We start from the raw sequence: 19587 nt of genomic DNA on the forward strand, positions 1-19587 counted from the left end.
CCTTTTCATCGTTAAAAGTTTATCCAGGAGGTTTTCATGTCATTAAAATTAGTTTTGGGTACGATGCAAAAAGACAAGCACGCTTTAATGTTAAAAGACTTAAAGCAGCAACTAAAACAGTATCCGCAAGATAATTTTATTTGGTTAGTGCCAGATCATGTGAAGTTTGAACGGGAAGTGCAGATTTTAACGCAATTAAAATCCGCTCCCCAACAGATTATTGCAACCAATCGGCTACAAGTTTTTTCTTTTTCCCGCTTGGCGTGGTATTTTTTACGCAACGATCCCATTTACCAAAGTCCGCAGTTAACCCAGACAACGAAAGTGATGTTATTAGCTGATATTGTGCAACAACAAGCTGGACAATTACATTTGTACGGCGGTGAGGTTAAACATATTGGTTTTATTCAAGATTTACAACAACAACTAGATAATTTCATCAAAAATCATATTACGCCGCAACGCTTACAGATGATGGCACAAGATATCTCACAAACTGGTGATTTGCATTTAAAGCTATTAGATTTAAGTTTAATTTACGAGCAATACTGGCAAAAGATCACGACGAATTATAATGATGAGCACCAGTTATTAACATTGTTAACCCAGTTTTTACGGGCTGATCCCCAACAACAGCAGTTACATTATTTTATTAGTGACTTTACACAATTTTCGGCAGAGGAATTATTAGTTTTACAGGCTATTTTGACTCATGCTGCGACTGTCGAAATAAGCCTGACCTTAGATCATCCGGTTAATGATCAACAAACAACGCCTTTTTTTCAACGCCCCCAACAAGTCTTTCAATGGTTGACGCAGACTTGTCGTCAAGAAGATGTTGCTTATACAACACAAGTGGCTCAAGCTCGACGAGTAACGGCGGATTTAGCTTGCGTGGAAGACTTTTGGATCGCCCAAAATACTCAATTAACGCATCCACAACCGGAACAATTGCAGGATGATAGTTCAGTACAAATTTGGCAAGCTAGCACGCAGCAACAAGAGTTATTAGCAGTGACTACTTATATTCGACAGTTGGTGGCGACTCAAGGTTACCGCTACCGTGACTTTTTGGTTTTAGCACGGAATTTAACGGATTATCAACAAATAATTGATCCGTATTTTCAAAATCAAGGCTTGAGTTATTTTGTGGATTTACCACATTCGATGCGTGATCATGCATTTAAAGATGTGATTGATAGTTTATTTGCTTTAGTGCAAAATAATCTGCAATACGCTGATATTATGCGCTTATTGCGGACAGAATTAGTAGTACCGCAAGATTTGACCTTAGAACAGTATCGCCAAGCAGTTGACCTCACGGATAATTACTGTTTAGCGCATGGCTTACAAGCTAGGGATTGGCTTGCGGCTAAAGACTTTGCGGCTTTAGGGCAGCATCCGACAACAGAAATTCAGCATCAATTTAAACAAATTAATACGATTAAGCATTTGGTGGCCCATATTTATCACCAAGTACAACAACTAGTGCAACAAGAAATCACTGTCCAACAAGCTTGCAGCCAGTTATATCAATTACTAGTTGATTTACAAGTCTTTGCTAACCTCAAACAATGGGAAACAGCTGCCATTGATCAAGGAAATTTAGCGTTGAGTCAACAGCCAGAGCAAGTAGTGAATACTTTCGTACAGATTTTAGACGAATTTGTCGACTTATTTGGTACTCAGAAATTTGCGGCTACGGAGTTTTTAATTGTTTTGGATAATGGTTTTGATGAAGCTCAGTATTTAACTATTCCGGCGGCGTTAGATGCTGTCCAAATCTCGGGTTTAGGAGCACAGCAAGTCGCACAACGAAAAATTACCATTATTTTAGGTGCTAATGACCAGGATATGCCACAAGTTAATGAAGCGGTTAGTTTGTTTAGTGATGATGATTTAGCGGCCTTACAACCTTTACTGGCTAGTGATGAAACACTGCCGCCCACTAAAGAACAGTTAAATAGTTTTGAACCATATTTACATGATCTGGCCTTTTTAAGTAGCAGCCAAAGATTAATTTTTACTTATGCGCAAACTAAAAATGAAGCTGCCGTCCAATTATCACCTTATGTGCGAATCTTAAAGCAGCATTTTCAAATTACTGAACAAGTGGTGGACTTTGTGGAACCTACTTCACCGACTGCGGTTTTACAATTATTAGGTAGTCCCGTTTTGACAGCGGATCATTTGTTAGCTGTTTATCGTCATAGTAAAACCCAACAAATTCCTGTCGCCCCAGCTTGGCAGGCCATTAAAGACTTACTTTTTCAATCTGATGGTGCCGCTCAGCAGTACTTGTCTAAAATTTGGTCCGGCTTATCTTATCAAAATATTGCTGTTCCGTTAACAGCCCAAATTAGTCAACAATTGTACGGTCAAGAATTGACAGTCTCCATTTCTCAACTTGAAACGTTTTATCAGAATCCTTACGAATATTTTTTGAAATATGGTCTAGGATTAAAACCGCGTCCAGAATTTAAAATTACGCCGGCTAATCAAGGAACGTTTTTTCATGAAGTGATGGACTTAACGGTGAAGCAATTACAAATGCAAGGTATTTCGTGGAGTGAATTGCAAGCAAAACAGTTACAGACAATTGCCCAACAAGTTATTGAACAAGTCTTGGCACAGCCAGCTTACCAAATCTTTTCGCACAATGAACAATTCATCCAGCAACGGATGGTGATGACGGTTCAACAATCGCTGGAAGTTTTACGGCAACAAGCTCAGGACGCACAATTTACCCCGTGGAAAACCGAGGTAACTTTTGGGCAAGTTGGGGCGCAGCATGATTTGCAACCCTTGCGTCTAGAATTAGCGGATGAGCACCAAATTATTGTGCGGGGGCGGATTGATCGGATTGATCAATTGCAAAGTGACCCGAACTATTATTTTGTGGTCGATTATAAATCTAGCGCTCGAGATTTTGATTTTAAAAAGTTTTACGCCGGTTTAGACTTGCAGATGATGACTTATTTAACCAGTTTATTAAATGATTCGTCATTATTTAATGGCGCAATGTTACCGGTTGGTGGTTTTTATTTTCATTTACAAAATCCCGCAGTCAATGTTGAAGATTTGAAAGGCGATTTGAGTCAAGCGGCTAATTTGTGGTTTAAACAGTATCAGTATAAAGGTTTGATTATTGACGATGGCAAGAGTGCCTTAGCGTTAGATCCATCAATTGATGAGACAGCGTCACAAGTTTTTCAAATTGGAAAAAAACATCGGGTTTTAGCTAGTAAAGTGGTGAGTCCGACCCAATTTCAACAGATGGTTGATTTTAATCAAAAGTTGATTAAGCAAGCAGCTCACCAAATTTTTCAAGGTGTTGACGCCATCAGTCCTTTACGTTTAAACCGGCAACAAACCACTTTGCAATATAGTGATTATTTGCCAATTATGCAATTTGATGCCATGTTACCGGAAAATCAATATCGAAATTTAACCAAATTGAATAAGAAAAAATTCTTTGAGTTGTTGCAGCACGAAAAGGAGCAAAAGTAATGACAGAATTTAGTCCGACTGCAGATCAACGCCAAGCACTAATGGCTACGGGCAGTGATATTTTGGTTTCAGCGTCTGCTGGGGCCGGCAAAACTAAAATCTTAGTGGAACGTATTGTTCGGCAATTGCAACAGGGTGAACAGATTGAGCACTTATTAATTGTCACTTTTACTGAAGCAGCGGCTCAAGAAATGAAGCAGCGCTTATTACAACAAGTTCAGCTGGCGGCTCAACAAGCTACCAAGCCACAATTAGTGCAGCACTTACGCGCCCAATTAGCTAAAATTCCGGGCGCTTCTATCAGCACTTTGCATGCCTTTTGTTTACAAGTAATTCGTAAATTTTATTATTTAATCGACTTAGATCCAGTTTTTCGTTTGTTAAGTGACTCTAATGAACGCTTTTTGCTCCAAGAACGGGCCTGGCAGCACGTTCGCAGTGCGTATTACCAAGCCGCCGATAGTGACTTTCTAGCATTAGAAAATAATTTTGCCACGGGTAATGACGATAGTGAAGTGGAAAATTTATTTTTTAAATTAACCGACTTTGCGTTAACTAATGAAAATCCCCAACAGTGGTTGCACCAATTAGCCGCGGATTATCAAGTAGTTGGTGACGTGAGTGCCGCCAATTTTTATCAAAAATATTTTTTAGATTTTTTGGAACAACAATTGCATTATCTAATTGTACAAGTCAGTGATTTAGCCGAACAAGCTACTAATTTTACGGAGCTAAATGGTTATCAAACCAGTGTTGAGACGTTGTTACAGCAAGTTAATGCGTTATTAACTGATCTCAAGCAATTAAAGTGGGATCAGTTGCGCCAACGCGTTTTAGCATTAACACCGATCAAGGGACGGGCTAAAGCTAAAAGTGATAGTAGCATTGTGGAGCCGTTTAAAGCTAAGAAAAAAATCGTGAGTCAATTAATCCAGGAATGGCAATATAAGTATTGTGTTTTAGATAACAATCAATGGTGCCAAATTTTACAAGCTAGTGAACATTTAATTGATAAAGTGGTAGAAGTTGAAGAGCGCTTTTTAACGGCTTTTCAAAAACAAAAGCAGCGTCAACATAGCCTAGACTTTAATGATTTGGAACATTATTGTTTAAAAATCTTGCAGGTGGATTATCAAGGACAACAAGTTGCCCGAGAATATTATCAAACTTTATTTCACGAAATTTTAGTAGATGAGTATCAGGATACTAATCCATTACAAGAAGCAATTATTCAACAAATCAAACAGTCAAATCCCGGTAATTTATTTATGGTGGGCGATGTTAAACAGTCAATCTATGGTTTTCGGCAGGCAGCACCATTTTTATTCACGCATAAATTTCAAGCCATGCAACAAGACCCAACTGTTGGTCAATTGATTAATTTAACGACTAATTTTCGCTCACATCCCAATGTTTTAGCCACAGTCAATGAAATCTTCCGTCATATTATGGATCAAACCTTAGGGGAGGTCGACTATGACCAAACGGCGCAGTTGCAAGCTGGTAGTCAGTTTCCCGCCAAGTGTGATGCTACTAGCGAGGTGTTGTTCTTACAGCAATCTTCCTTGACTGCGAGCCATTTGACGAATGAACAAGCACAAATTCAATTGATTATTCAACGCATTCAAGAGTTAAAAGCGGCTAATTTTCAAGTTTATGATCGGCAAACGCAAAAATTACGTCCCCTCCGTTATAGTGATATTGCTATCTTGACGCGGGTAAAAAGTTTGAATAATGATTTAATTGAACAATTTAATCAAGCACAAATTCCAATTGTCGTTCATGATGCTGCTAATTATTTCCAGGCAACCGAAGTGCAAGTCATGTTGTCGATGTTAAAAATTATTGATAACCCTCAACAAGATATTGCTTTAGTAGCAGTTTTACGTTCGGCCATTGTTGGTTTAGATGAAAATGAATTAGCATATTTACGGATTAATCAACGTGGCGATAATTACTATCAACGAGTAGAACATTATTTAAAAGATCGAGAGTATAACCAAAAAAATGCTTTTGCGCAGCGCTTAACGCAAAAAGTGACAACTTTTATGGAGCAATTAACCAGTTTTCGCAGATTAGCACCGAAAATTAGTTTGGCCGCCTTAATTTGGCAGGTTTATTTAAAGACGGGATATTTGTCTTATGTGCAAGGAATGCCTAACGGTTCCCAACGAGTCAGCAATTTGCACGCTTTGTATCAACGAGCTGATGAATTTGAGCAGCAAGGATTTAAGGGGCTGTTTCAGTTTATTCATTTTATTGAACACATTGAAGATAACAATCAAGATTTGAGTCAACCAGTTGAACACCATGGACAACAAGATGAAGTGCAGGCCTTAACGATTCATGGTAGTAAAGGCTTGGAATTTCCGCTTGTCTTTGTTTTAAATCTGGATCATAGTTTTAATTTGATGGATGTTAGAAAAAGGTATTTATTAGATGCCCAGCAGGGCATGGGAATTAAGTATTTAGATACAAAAAACCGTATCTTTTATGAAACCCTGCCGATGACCGCTTTAAAAGCTAATCAAAAAAATAAGGTTTTGTCAGAAGAAATTCGCTTGCTTTATGTAGCATTAACCCGAGCTCAACAAAAGTTGATTTTGGTGGGGTCAGTTAAAGATAATCCGGAAGTGGCGTTTGAAAAATGGCACCTAGGTTTAACTGGCGAAACAACCGTTTTAGATATTGGTTTGCGGACCAATTTTCATTCGTTTCAAGAGATGATCCAGCCCATTTTGGCCTTAGCCGGCACGTTGAAACAGCAAGCTGAAACCATAGTGATTGAACCTAAAAAAAATAGTAATTTTCAGTTTGTGGCTCGCTTTATGGCAGTTCCGTTAGAAAAGAAAAAGCCGCTACTAACACACCCCAATGATCAAACAACTGCGACTAGTGCACCAGTAATGGATGATCTTTTTCTGAAAACTGCGCGGCAAATTTTAGGCTTTCAATATCCTCAACAAATTGCTACCACCACGACTGCTTATCAATCCGTCTCCGAAATCAAGCATTTATTTGCGAATCCCGATGATCAAACCTTACCCACTTTAGATTTACAAGCCCAGTCAACTTCCGGTCAACGTTATGTCTTAAATGATTTTAAGCGGCCGAGGTTTTTAAGTCAGGATAAATCCCAGGTGACACCAGTTGATGTGGGGAGTGCTACGCATTTGTTATTGCAAAAAATCACTTTAACGCAGACCCCCACGCAGCAAGATTTTCAGGCTTTGGCCCAACAATTAGTGGCACAAAAGGCGTTGAGTGCCAATGTGGCGCAACAGATTGACTTTGTCAGCTTAGAAAACTTCTATGCTTCTACTTTAGGACAGCAGATTATTGAAAATCAAAAAACCTTACACCGAGAATGGACTTTTTCGATGGTTTTGCCGGCCCAACAAATTTTTCCCCAACAACAACTAGGTGATGATCAAATTCTAGTCCACGGAATCATTGATGGTTTATTTGTTAATCAAGCCCAACAAGTAGTGTTATTTGATTATAAAACTGATCACGTTAATTTACGGCAAGCTACAGGGGAACACTCAGTCCAACAAATTGTACAGAAATATTCGGGGCAGCTCAATTTGTATCAACAAGCAGCCCAACAAATTTTGCACTTACCGGTAGTAGATAAATTCCTTTGTTTATTGTCCGTTAATCAAATAATTAAGGTAAACTAGACTGTATGAAGAATAAAAAGTATGTTGTGGTTGATTTAGAAACCACGGGAACTAGTCGTCAAGATAATGATCGAATTATTCAGTTTGCAGCGGTTGTGATTGAAAATTGGCAAATCCAAGATCAGATTACTTTTTTAATTAATCCAGAGCAACCAATAACTAAACGAATTAGTAATTTAACCGGAATAACTAACGAGCAACTGCAACAGCAAGCGGTTTTTCAAAAACATGCCCAGTCCATTTTTGAATTATTAAAGGATGCCACTTTTGTGGCGCATAATGTTAATTTTGACTTGCCCTTTTTACAGTCTGAATTAACTGCGGCCAATTTACCTCAACTTAATTGTGCGGCGATTGATACGGTGGAATTGGCGCAAGTGTTGTTACCGCAGGCGCCTAGTTTTAAATTAGTTGATTTGACACGTTATTTAGAGATTGATCATTTAGCACCGCATCAAGCTGACAGTGATGCCTTAGCAACAGCCATTTTATTTTTAAAGTTACGCGAGCGCTTGTTAAAATTACCAGCGCCCACTTTAAGATGGTTGGTCAAAGCAGCACCAAACTTTTTACGACAGACTGGGGACTTTATTACGCAAGTGGCCCAGCCGTTATTGAATGAGAAGCAAAGCCTACCGAACAATTTAGTGATGAGCCACCAGATTGTTTTACAAAAACCGTTGAGCACGAGTGCAAGTTTCTTGTCGTCCGCTACTTTTCCGGTGACTAAAAAACAGAAATTAGCATTGTTTAAAGAACAATTACAATGGCGTCCACAACAGGCTAAATTGATGAACTTTGTTCAACGTAAATTGACGCAAGAAGCGCCTTTGGCACTAATAGATGCCCCGACGGGGTTAGGCAAAACTTTGGGTTATTTATTGCCAGTTAGTTATCAGTTAGATCAAGGTCAAAAAATAGTCGTTGCCACTTCAACAAAGTTGTTGCAACAACAAATTTTAACAAAGGACTGGCCGCAAATTGAACAATTGCGACAGCGTCATTATGAAGTGGCGCAGTTATCTAGTGCACAGGATTATTTAGATTTAGATAATTTTTATCGGTTATTAACCCAAACGACAAAAGGTCGGCAAACTAAATTATTATTGCTGAAAATTTTGGTGTGGTTGACCCAAACGACCAGTGGTAATTTACAAGAATTAAATATTACAAATGATCAAACGGAAATTTTTCGTTTATTACGCAGTTCGGGTCACCGCACTAGTGGTTTATTTATGGAATATGATTTTTGGCACCGCCAATTACAAACAGCCCGACAAAGTTCTTTAATTGTGACCAACCAAAATTATTTATTACGGCATTTGGATTTAGATGTTTGGCAAACTGCTCAGAGCGTGATTGTTGATGAGGCAGCTAATTTATTACAACAAACTTTACAACCGCAAGCGCAATTCAATTTGGCAACGACGCAAACAGCACTGAAACATTTGAGTGATTTATTGTACCAAAACCGGGTTCTATTACGGCAATTTTTTCAGCAAAATCGCTGGCAATCGTGGCGTTATACGAATTTGACCGAGTTTGAACAAAAGTTTGGCGAATTAACAGCTAGTTTGCACCGCTTAAGTGCAGATTTAATGACTAATTATGTCAAACAAAAGCTAACTTTGCAGCAGAGAAGTGGGTCTGTGCAACTAGGAATTTCACAGACGGAAATTCAGGCGACGACAATCACTTATTTGCAGCAATGTTCACAAGCTCTTCAAGCTTTATTAGCGGTCGTTTTGCCGTTGCTCAGATTATATCAAGCAACGAAACGTAATTCTTTACTAGCTGTTGACCGTTTGTTACAGCAAATTACTAATGAGTATTTATTATTGCAACAGCAGCTACAACAATTAGAATCAATCATCCAGCAGTTGACCAAGCAGCAGACAGGCGGGGTTATTATCACGATGGTTGATTATCATAATTGGGATAGTTTAACATTAGCGACGCAAGTTTTTAATCAACGAGCAGTGATGGACGCATTAAAGGACCGGTTTGCTACGGTCATTTTGTTAGGAGCAGGCTTAAAATATCAACATAGTTTTCAAAACTTTTTGCAGCAATTAGGTTATACAGCGCCCATTGCTCAAAAAAATAAGTTAAGTTTACAAGCTGATTTTCCCGTAGCAACGCGTTTAAAGGTTTATCTGCCAAGTGATGCTAGCGCCCCCGCCAAAACTGATTTTGCTGCAACTTTAGGTCAGCAATTGGTAGAATTGCTACGCTCACAGACTACGCAGACGTTGATTTTATTTAATTCTCTGCGGACTTTGCAAGCAGTTTATCAAGCTGTGCAAATAAGCGGGTTAACTGATGAACGTGAGGTTTTAGCACAATCAATTTCGGGTTCTAACCGGCGGTTACAGAAACGCTTTGCTTTAAATCCTACAGCGATTTTATTAGCGACAACTAGTTTTGGTACGGGCTTAAATTTAGCTCCGCAACATTTAAAATTAGTGATTATTACGCAATTGCCATTTGAAGCACCGGATGATCCGTTTGTGAAAGCTAAAAATCAATATTGGCAACGTCAAGGTCATAATGCCTTTCAAGTGGAAAGTTTGCCGACGGCTGTGCGTCGCTTGAAGCAACAAGTAGGACGTTTAATTCGCGGTCCCAAAGATCAAGGTACGTTAATTTTTCTAGATCAACGCTTGCAGACGGCACATTATGGTAAACTAATTTATCAAGAGTTAGATTTACCGCTATTACGGACAGATTTAACTGTTGCACAAATCAGTCAACAACTAAGTGTGGTGAAAAAATGAAACGACAATGGAAAAGTTCGTTAATTTGGGGCGGAATTATTGTAGTAATTGCTATCTTAATTGGTAGTTTATACTTAATGGTGCTGCCACATAGTTCTGCTAAAAAGCAAGCCATTAAAGTAGCGCAAACCCAGGTCGGAATTGAACAAGTTAATTTTTACTCCGAATTTGACCGCCAAAAGCAATATTTTACTGTCGGTGGTAAAAATCGCCAGCAGCAATATTTTTATGTTTTGATTAATGGTCAAACGGGTGCTGTTAAAAGCATTGCTGGTAGTCCTCATTTGGTACAGCAAGTCCAACAAACGGTTCAGGAGCATCAACATCCCCAAAAAATTAATAAGGTGGCCCTGGGTTATGATAAAAAGCGGCTGGTGTGGGAAGTAACCTATCGGAATAAGAATCATACGTTAGGCTATTATTTGATCAATTTTAAAAATACGAAAATTTTACAAGTAATTAATAATTTGTAGCTTATTTTAGAAAAGCGATGTTGGTTCAAACTGCTGATCTTGGGAGCACTGTAAAGAAAATGGAAAATTTTCCCCCAGCTGTAAAATGAACAATGCACCTAACCAATCTGGTCAAGATCTGCTATAATTTTTAATAGGCGAATAAATTTTAATCATTAATTATAAGTAATGAACAAAAGATTACTGGAGGCTAAGTAGTGGAAACAATTCGAATTATTGATGCCAAGGATCATGTTAATGAAGAAGTGAAGATTGGTGTCTGGTTAACTGATAAGCGTTCATCAGGTAAGATTGCTTTTTTGCAATTGCGTGACGGTACAGCCTTCTTTCAAGGTGTTGTGGTGAAGAATGATGTTGGTGAAGAATTATTTGATGTTGCTAAAAAGTTACGTCAAGAAACCAGTTTTTATGTTACTGGAGTTATTCATCAAGATGATCGTTCACATTTTGGTTATGAAATTGAAGTTTCTAATTTAGAAGTTATTGGTGAAAGTGAAGATTTTCCCATTACGCCGAAAGAACATGGCATTGAATTTTTGTTGGATCATCGCCATTTGTGGTTACGCTCACGGCGGCCCTTTGCTATTATGCAAATTCGTAATGAAATTATTGATGCCACTTACCGCTTCTTCAAGCAGGAAGGCTTCATTAAAATGGATCCGCCGATTTTGACGGGAACGGCACCCGAAGGAACGACGGAATTATTTGAGACGGATTATTTTGATAATCCAGCTTATCTTTCACAAAGTGGTCAATTATATATGGAAGCTGGGGCCATGGCTTATGGCAAGGTCTTTTCTTTTGGACCAACTTTTCGGGCGGAAAAATCCAAAACGCGGCGGCATTTAACCGAATTTTGGATGATTGAGCCGGAGATGGCTTTCATGCATCAAGAAGAAAGTTTACAGGTACAAGAACGCTATGTTAGTTATTTGGTTCAAGCGGTCTTAGACCATTGTCAGTATGAATTAAAGTTATTGGATCGTGATCCGAAAATTTTGGAACGCTATACTAAATTACCTTATCCGCGGATTTCTTACGATGAAGCAGTAGAAATGTGTCAAAAGGGTGGTTTTGATATTAAATGGGGCGACGATTTTGGCTCGCCCGAAGAAACTTATATTTCTGACCAATTTGAACAACCAGTCTTTGTTTTAAACTATCCCAAAACTATTAAGCCATTTTATATGAAAGAAGCGCAAGATCGTGATGATGTTTACGTTTGTGCCGATTTATTAGCACCGGAAGGTTATGGCGAAATTATTGGTGGTTCTGAACGGGCAGTTGATTATGACAAAATGAAAGCTGAGATGGAAAAAGAAGGCATGAATCTGGATGATTATGATTGGTATCTAGATTTACGCAAGTACGGTTCTGTGCCGCATTCTGGTTTTGGCATGGGCTTAGAACGGGCTATTACGTGGATTTGTCATTTAGATCATTTGCGTGAGGCTATTCCGTTTCCACGGATGATCAATCGATTGCGGCCATAAGTAATAAAAATAAATTTTGAATTTGAAGATGTCGATGATAGAACTTTCGGCATCTTTTTTTTGCGATTTCAACTTGAATAATTAAAAAGCTAAAATTCTTCTTGGACAGTCTTATTCATGTAACCTTAAGCTTTAATTTGAAAACTAAAAATTTATGTAATAAAAAGGAAGCTATGCTTTGTGGATGAAAAGGGAGCTAATGAATTAATTTTAACTAGATTGTCGAAAAATAATTTTATTCAATCTGCAACTAAAATTTTAAGTAAGAGTAAATTCAGTACTTCACCTAAGTCATTATCAGATGGTTACAGACAAGTAAAAACTTTAGAAATTAATTCATTCAAAATTAATTGTCTTTCTTTACATTAAAATACTATAATATAAAATGTTGAAGTATTTTCATTTAATTCTAGATATAAAGGGAGATAGATTAATGACCAAAGTTAAACAAGACTACATAATAGGATTAGATATCGGAACTAATTCCTGTGGTTATGCAGTTATGGATGTTAAAAATCAGCTATTACATTTACAAGGTAAAACCGCAATCGGGGCGCGCTTATTTGAAGAAGGAGAGACTGCGGCTAAAAGACGAGGATTTCGCACAACGCGTCGCCGGTTAAAACGGCGCAAATGGCGGTTAGGGTTATTGGAAGAGTTATTTGCTTCTGAAATGGCACAAGTTGATCCGTATTTTTTTGCACGGTTGAAAGAATCAGGGTTGTCACCCTTAGATTCTAGAAAAAGTGCCCAGGCGATTATTTTTCCAACGCCTAAGGAAGATCGTACATTCTATCAAGCATATCCAACGATTTATCATTTGCGTCAAGCTCTAATGACTCAAGATCGCAAATTTGATTTGCGTCTGGTTTATTTAGTAATTCATCATATTGTAAAATATCGGGGAAATTTCTTACAAAACACATCCGTGCAGAGCTTTAATGCTTCCAAAATTGATGTGCAATCAACTTTAGAACATTTGAATAATATTTTTGCAGCAATTAATGTAGAGCACCCACTACAATTAGCCATTGAGAATGCTGCAGCCATTGAAGATGTACTACGAGATTCAAAAAAATTTAAAGCAGATAAGTTAAAAGAAATCACCGCACTGTTGATAACTAATAACCCAGATGACACTAAGGAAACTATTAAAACCAATAAAGCAATTGCTAAGCAAATTGTAAATGCTATTTTGGGTTATAAAGCTTCTTTTGAAGTGATTTTAGGTCAAGAGATAGATACGGATGCAAAAAAGGAATGGGAATTTAAATTAATTGATACAGATGCTGATGATAAATTGGCAGCTATTGCTGATCAGTTGGACGACCAACAACAGGCTATTATTACAGAGATTAAGCAATTATTTGGGGCCGTAACTTTAAGTACTTTAGTCGATGAAGGCAAGACTTTATCGGAAACAATGGTTAGAAAGTATGAAGATCATAAAAAAGACCTTAGTTTGTTAAAAAAGGTAATCGCTAATCATTCGGATTACCAAAAGGCTAAAAAATTAAGTTTAGCTTATGACTTATATGTAAATAATCGACACGGCAAGTTATTAGAAGCCAAAAAAGAATTTAACACAACTAAGGAATTAAGCAAAGACGAATTTTATAAAAATGTTAAAGCTAACTTGGACGATTCTGACGAATCTAAACAAATCTCGACGGAAATAGATTTAGATACTTTTATGCCTAAGCAACGCACTAATGCTAATGGAGTCATTCCGTATCAATTACATCAGATTGAACTGGATCGGATTATTCAAAATCAAAGCAAATATTACTCATTTTTAAAGGAACCTAATCCCGTAACTGAGCATTTGAACCAAGCTCCTTATAAATTAGACGAACTAGTGCGTTTTCGCGTGCCCTATTATGTAGGACCAATGATTACCAATCAAGAACAACAAAAAAGTTCAGGAGCAAATTTTGCGTGGATGATTCGTAATAGCCAAGATCCTAATCCGAATGAAGCCATTACACCGTGGAACTTTGATCAAAAAGTGGATCGCATGGCTACCGCTAATCAATTTATTAAGCGTATGACCACTAAAGACACTTATTTACTAGGTGAGGATGTTTTACCCGCCAATAGTTTGTTGTATCAAAAGTTCACGGTGTTAAACGAATTAAATAATATTAGAGTTAATGGCCAACGGTTAAAACCTTATATTAAACAAGATATTTATAATCATTTATTTAAGCAACATAAAACAATTTCTAAGAAGAGATTGTCTGATTATTTACAGCAGAATTATCACTTACCAACTGTTAAAATTGAAGGTTTGGCAGACCCAACCAAATTTAATTCCAGTTTAGCGACTTACTACCAGCTTAATAAGCTAGGTGTTTTAGGTGATAAGCTAGATGATCAGAATTATCAATTGGACTTGGAAAAAATTATTGAATGGGCAACAATTTTTGAAGATCGTGAAATTTATCAAGCTAAGTTAAAACAAGCTCAACAATCAGAAATTGCCTGGTTAACAGATGAACAAGTTAAAGCTTTATCTAGTTTACGTTATCAGGGCTGGGGACGCTTGTCACGGAAGTTATTAGTCGGTCTTCATGATCAAAATGGGCAAAATATCATGGAGCAACTGTGGGATAGCCAACAAAACTTCATGCAGATTGTTAAGCAACCTGATTTCAAAGCGGCAACGGAACAGGCTAATGCTAATTTGATCCAGGATAATCAAACTGATGCCATTGAAGATGTGTTAGCAGATGCTTATACTTCACCGGCTAATAAAAAGGCCATTCGCCAAGTTATGAAAGTAGTAGCCGATATTGTGAAAGCCGCTGGTGGCAAGACGCCTAAGCAATTTGCAATTGAATTTACTCGTGAGCCAGAGAAGAATCCGCAGTTGTCTAAGCAACGGGGCAAACAATTACAGGAAGCTTATCAAAAGACTGCCGGTCAATTGGTAGAACCGGGCTTAGCTGAGAGTTTAAAGCAAGCCACTTCTAATAAGCAATTAGTGAAGGATAAATATTATCTGTACTTTATGCAAGGCGGCCGGGATGCTTACACTGGTCAACGAATTAATATTGATGAAATTACTACGGGTTATCAGATTGATCATATCTTGCCTCAGTCATTTATTAAAGATGATTCTTTAAATAATCGAGTTTTGACAGCTTCAGCAAATAACAATGCTAAATCGGATAATGTTCCATTGAAGCTTTTTGGTTCAAATTTTGTTCCTGATTTGCAGATGAGTGTTGTAGCTATGTGGAAGCAGTGGCAAAAAGCCGGTATGATTAGTAAATTTAAATTGAATAACCTATTATTAGATCCAGATAACTTAAATAAATATCAACGTTCTGGCTTCGTGAATCGGCAATTAGTCGAAACTAACCAAGTGATTAAGTTAGTTACCATCATTTTACAGACGAAATATCCCAATACTGAAGTTATTACCGTTAAGGCTAGCTATAATCATGAGTTAAGAAAACGCCTCAATCTATACAAGAGTCGCTCGGTTAATGATTACCATCATGCAATTGATGCTTATTTAACTGCAGTTTGTGGTAATTATTTGTATCAAATGTATCCGAAACTTCGCCCACTGTTCGTTTATAACAAGTTTAAAAAAATTAATTCTGATCCGGAACAAGAACGCCAAAGTATTAAAGAGTTGAGTAGTTTTAACTTTATTTACTTGTTATTGCAAAAAGACAAACCTAATCAGCCAGCACCAGAGCAGCTGTGTCGCAAAGATACAGGTGAAATACTTTTTCAAAAGCATCCTGATATTTTTGATCCCTTACGGCGAGCTTATAGTTTTAAACATATGCTGATTTCGCGGGAAACTTACGTTCAAGATCAAGAAATGTTCAAGATGACGCTTTACCCAAGGCTGGAGCGTGATACAGCTAAATCGCGGAGTTTAATTCCAAAAGCTCAAGGAATGGATCCTAAAATTTATGGCGGTTATTCAAATAATACAAAAGCTTATATGGCTATTGTCAAAATTGATAAAGCCAAAAAGTCAACTTATAAAGTGGTTGGAGTTCCAATGCGGACTTTAGAAAAGTTAAAACAGGCTCGTAATACAGCAGAATATGACGCTCTTTTGAAGCAAGAATTAGCAAATTCGATTTTAAGTAAACGAGGCGTTAAAGATTTTTCGATTGTTAAGGGTAAAGTTCCATATAAACAAGTTGTTTTGGACGGTGATAAGAAATTTATGTTGGGTTCTGCTGAGTATATGTATAATGCTAAGCAATTGACTTTATCTCATGAATCCATGCGAGTTATTGAAAAGCATTTTCAAACGGATGATGACGAAGATCAACTTTTGAATCAAGCATTTAATGAAGTTTTATCTAAAGTTGATCAATACCTGCCACTTTTTGATGTCGGTAAGGCACGAGAAAAATTACACAATGGTTACGATAAATTTCTAGCATTGGAAGTTGCAGACAAAGAATATGTTTTACAACAAATGTTGATTGGCCTGCATGATAATCCAACTTTCGGTAACTTGACTAGTGTTGGATTTAGTAAAAATACTCCATTAGGTTTTATACAAAAAAGATCAGGAATCACATTATCTCCCGATGCTAAATTAATCTATCAATCACCATCAGGCTTATTTGAAAAGCGGATTAAGATATCTGATTTATAAGCAAAAAAAATAGAGAATCCGCGATTGGGTTTTCTATTTTTGAGCAATAAAAAAATCCCAGCCATAGGGTTAGGGATAAGTGTTGAAACTTTGCATTCGAAGAATGCATTGTTTGATTTTAAATCTAGTTGTTAGATCAATGAGATTTATTGTTGGGAGCTACCCAACAAGATAAATATAGCATTAATAAAATTAAAAGACAAGGAGAAATTAAAATATGGCGTGGCGTTCAGTAATTATTACTCAACATGCGAAATTGACGTACTCAATGAACATGATGATTGTCCAGACCCGTGATGGAATTAATCAAATCCCGATTGCTGATATTCAGTTATTGTTAGTCTCCACTTCACAAGCAGTGATAACGAGTGCGTTAATTAGTAAGCTGGCCCAAAATCAAACAAAAGTTATTTTTGTTGATGATCATTATCAACCCGTGACGGAAACGATGGATTATTATCCTGGTAGTCGAAGTTTACAAAAATTACAACAGCAATTTACTTGGCCGGAGCAGCGACGGCAAATTTTGTGGACAAAAATTGTTAATTGGAAAATTAGAAATCAAATTGCAGTTTTAGATAATTATCAAATCGACTCGCATGAGTTACGGACCGAATTAGATGCTTTAGAACTAGATGACATAACTAATCGGGAAGCGGTAGTCGCTCGTAAATATTTTATGGCATTATTTGGTCAACATTTTGTGCGTCGGAGTTTCGACGCGATTAATGCTGCATTAAATTATGGCTACGGGATATTGTTAGCTAGTTTTGATCGAGAGATTGCAGTGAAAGGTTATTTAACTTACTTTGGTATTCATCATCATTCGGATGAAAATGAATTTAATCTGGGTTCCGATTTGATGGAACCTTTTCGACCATTGGTGGACTATTGGATGAAAGCTCATGATCAAATTACTGAGTTTACACCAGACATTAAATACGGATTAGTAGAATTATTGAGTCTAGAAGTAATTTACAACGGCAAAACAACACTATTAAAGAATGCCATCACCATTTATACACGTGATTGTTTGAAGTATTTGAGTGGTGAGATTGATGAAATTAAGATGGAAATGAGTGTGACAGATGAGGTACCGAATAATGCGCTTAATGATAATGTTTGATTTACCAATGGAAACAGCAGCAGAAAAAAGAGAATATCGCCAATTTCGGAAAAAACTAATTAACGAAGGTTTTTTAATGATACAATATTCTGTTTATGAACGTGTTTGTGTAACACGCCAAACGGCCACTTTTTTGGAAAATCGGGTGCGAAACTTTCTACCGCAAGGCGGAGTTGTGCAGTCATTAATGGTGACGGAGAAGCAATATAATGATATGCATTTTCTGGTAGGGAAACCATTAACAGATGTTCGAAATACTTCGGATCGGACGGTGATTTTATGATTTTGTCTTATTTAACGCATAAGCAATGGCAGTGGCAGAATAATGGTTTAAAAATGATTGTCACTAATAGTCCCATTGCCTATCGTGATATAGTTCAAGGTTTTCAAAATCAAAATGAACTGCTGCTTTGTACTAATGATCAATATGATCAGTTAGAAATTCCTAAAACTTTTGATTTCGTTGGGGATCCATTATTAAGTGGTGATGTTACTAAAAAATATCTAACGCAGATAGTTAAAAGCTACATGGATAATTTAGATGAAATTAATCGCAACAAAATATTAACCGCTTTTCATAATTTGGAAACAATTTTGCAAGATTCATTGTTACTAGAAGATTTGCCATTAGAAATTAATTTTGATGAAGATCTCAAAAAGTTATTAAAAATGGTGGAACTACATCTGGATCAAAAAATATTACTTGATCCGTGTGCTATAATAAAGACTGTTTTAAAAATTCATGAGATGTGTCATCTGAAAACAATTCCTGTAATCTGTAACCTCGCTAATTACTTAGAATTACAGGAGCTATCTGAAATAAATCAATTAATTAATGAGCTAAATTTAACTTTAATTGTCGTAGAGTTTGCTACTCCTGATTTATTGAAAATCCCGCAGGGAGTGCAATTATACTACATTGATGATGATCTTGTTGATTGGTATTAGTAGCTAAATTAAAATTAGATTATAGAAAATCGGTTTTAGATAGTTGTTAGATCAATGAGATTTAGAACATATTATAAATGAAAGATTCTTTATGCGGTGTTTTAGATAGTTGTTAGATCAATGAGATTTAGAACGTGTTATACTTATTCTAAACCAAGATAAGGGTTTTAGATAGTTGTTAGATCAATGAGATTTAGAACTGCAACACCAGCAATCGAACAATCACTATAGTTTTAGATAGTTGTTAGATCAATGAGATTTAGAACTGGTCATAATCTTTCACATCAATATCATTAGTTTTAGATAGTTGTTAGATCAATGAGATTTAGAACGCCATCATCATCATATCGATCTAATACTGTGTTTTAGATAGTTGTTAGATCAATGAGATTTAGAACTGCAACACCAGCAATCGAACAATCGCTATAGTTTTAGATAGTTGTTAGATCAATGAGATTTAGAACTGCAACACCAGCAATCGAACAATCGCTATAGTTTTAGATAGTTGTTAGATCAATGAGATTTAGAACTCAATTTACAAATACAGTATATCAAATATGGTTTTAGATAGTTGTTAGATCAATGAGATTTAGAACTTTTTTTACGCTACAATTTGTTTGTTTAATGTTTTAGATAGTTGTTAGATCAATGAGATTTAGAACGTTAAAAAATGGCATTACCTACCACCACCCGTTTTAGATAGTTGTTAGATCAATGAGATTTAGAACCCCTTCAACTTGCGTTTTGCTAATCTACTAGTTTTAGATAGTTGTTAGATCAATGAGATTTAGAACGCTTGAATTTTTAACTGCTGTTCGAAAAGGGTTTTAGATAGTTGTTAGATCAATGAGATTTAGAACATTACTTAATTGATTCGTTGCCGAGCAAAGGTTTTAGATAGTTGTTAGATCAATGAGATTTAGAACCTTTTTTGTCCT

The 19587-nt window shown here is 36.7% G+C and carries 10 protein-coding genes and 1 CRISPR repeat array (1 of these 11 cut by a window edge); all 10 genes read left to right on the top strand.

What is annotated here, in order from left to right; all coding sequences use genetic code 11:
• Positions 1 to 36: 36 nt before the first annotated feature.
• The 10 genes from AC3B6B_RS05430 (at position 37) to csn2 (ending at position 18649) form a co-directional block, all read left to right on the top strand.
• Complete coding sequence (locus tag AC3B6B_RS05430; protein WP_489757650.1) at positions 37 to 3510, top strand: PD-(D/E)XK nuclease family protein; 3474 nt, start codon at positions 37 to 39, stop codon at positions 3508 to 3510.
• A complete protein-coding gene (gene addA / locus AC3B6B_RS05435) occupies positions 3510 to 7193 on the top strand; it encodes a helicase-exonuclease AddAB subunit AddA (protein WP_489757651.1) in 3684 nt (1227 codons plus the stop codon). The genes AC3B6B_RS05430 and addA overlap by 1 nt, the downstream gene beginning before the upstream one ends.
• A 5-nt stretch (positions 7194 to 7198) precedes the next feature.
• The gene (locus AC3B6B_RS05440; protein WP_489757652.1) at positions 7199 to 9970 is read left to right on the top strand and encodes a helicase C-terminal domain-containing protein; all 2772 of its coding nucleotides are present in this window, start codon (positions 7199 to 7201) and stop codon (positions 9968 to 9970) included.
• Positions 9967 to 10443 carry a cell wall elongation regulator TseB-like domain-containing protein gene (locus tag AC3B6B_RS05445; protein ID WP_489757653.1) on the top strand — a complete coding sequence of 159 codons (477 nt, stop codon included), beginning with the start codon at positions 9967 to 9969 and terminating at the stop codon, positions 10441 to 10443. Before AC3B6B_RS05440 ends, AC3B6B_RS05445 begins: the two co-directional genes overlap by 4 nt.
• 197 nt (positions 10444 to 10640) lie before the next feature.
• Complete coding sequence (asnS, locus tag AC3B6B_RS05450; protein ID WP_489757654.1) at positions 10641 to 11936, top strand: asparagine--tRNA ligase; 1296 nt, start codon at positions 10641 to 10643, stop codon at positions 11934 to 11936.
• A 180-nt stretch (positions 11937 to 12116) separates the two neighbouring features.
• A complete protein-coding gene (locus tag AC3B6B_RS05455; RefSeq protein ID WP_489757655.1) occupies positions 12117 to 12305 on the top strand; it encodes a hypothetical protein in 189 nt (62 codons plus the stop codon).
• A 64-nt stretch (positions 12306 to 12369) separates the two neighbouring features.
• A complete protein-coding gene (gene cas9 / locus AC3B6B_RS05460) occupies positions 12370 to 16575 on the top strand; it encodes a type II CRISPR RNA-guided endonuclease Cas9 (RefSeq protein ID WP_489757656.1) in 4206 nt (1401 codons plus the stop codon).
• A gap of 217 nt (positions 16576 to 16792) precedes the next feature.
• Positions 16793 to 17701, top strand: coding sequence for a type II CRISPR-associated endonuclease Cas1 (gene cas1, locus AC3B6B_RS05465; protein ID WP_489757657.1), 909 nt, complete (start codon positions 16793 to 16795; stop codon positions 17699 to 17701).
• Positions 17679 to 17984, top strand: coding sequence for a CRISPR-associated endonuclease Cas2 (gene cas2 / locus AC3B6B_RS05470; RefSeq protein WP_489757658.1), 306 nt, complete (start codon positions 17679 to 17681; stop codon positions 17982 to 17984). The genes cas1 and cas2 overlap by 23 nt, the downstream gene beginning before the upstream one ends.
• The gene (gene csn2, locus AC3B6B_RS05475; RefSeq protein ID WP_489757659.1) at positions 17981 to 18649 is read left to right on the top strand and encodes a type II-A CRISPR-associated protein Csn2; all 669 of its coding nucleotides are present in this window, start codon (positions 17981 to 17983) and stop codon (positions 18647 to 18649) included. Before cas2 ends, csn2 begins: the two co-directional genes overlap by 4 nt.
• A 32-nt stretch (positions 18650 to 18681) precedes the next feature.
• A CRISPR array of direct repeats spans positions 18682 to 19587; the repeat unit is 36 nt; unit sequence GTTTTAGATAGTTGTTAGATCAATGAGATTTAGAAC; it runs 120 nt beyond the window's last position.

It is taken from the genome of Bombilactobacillus sp. ESL1197 (assembly GCF_058107145.1).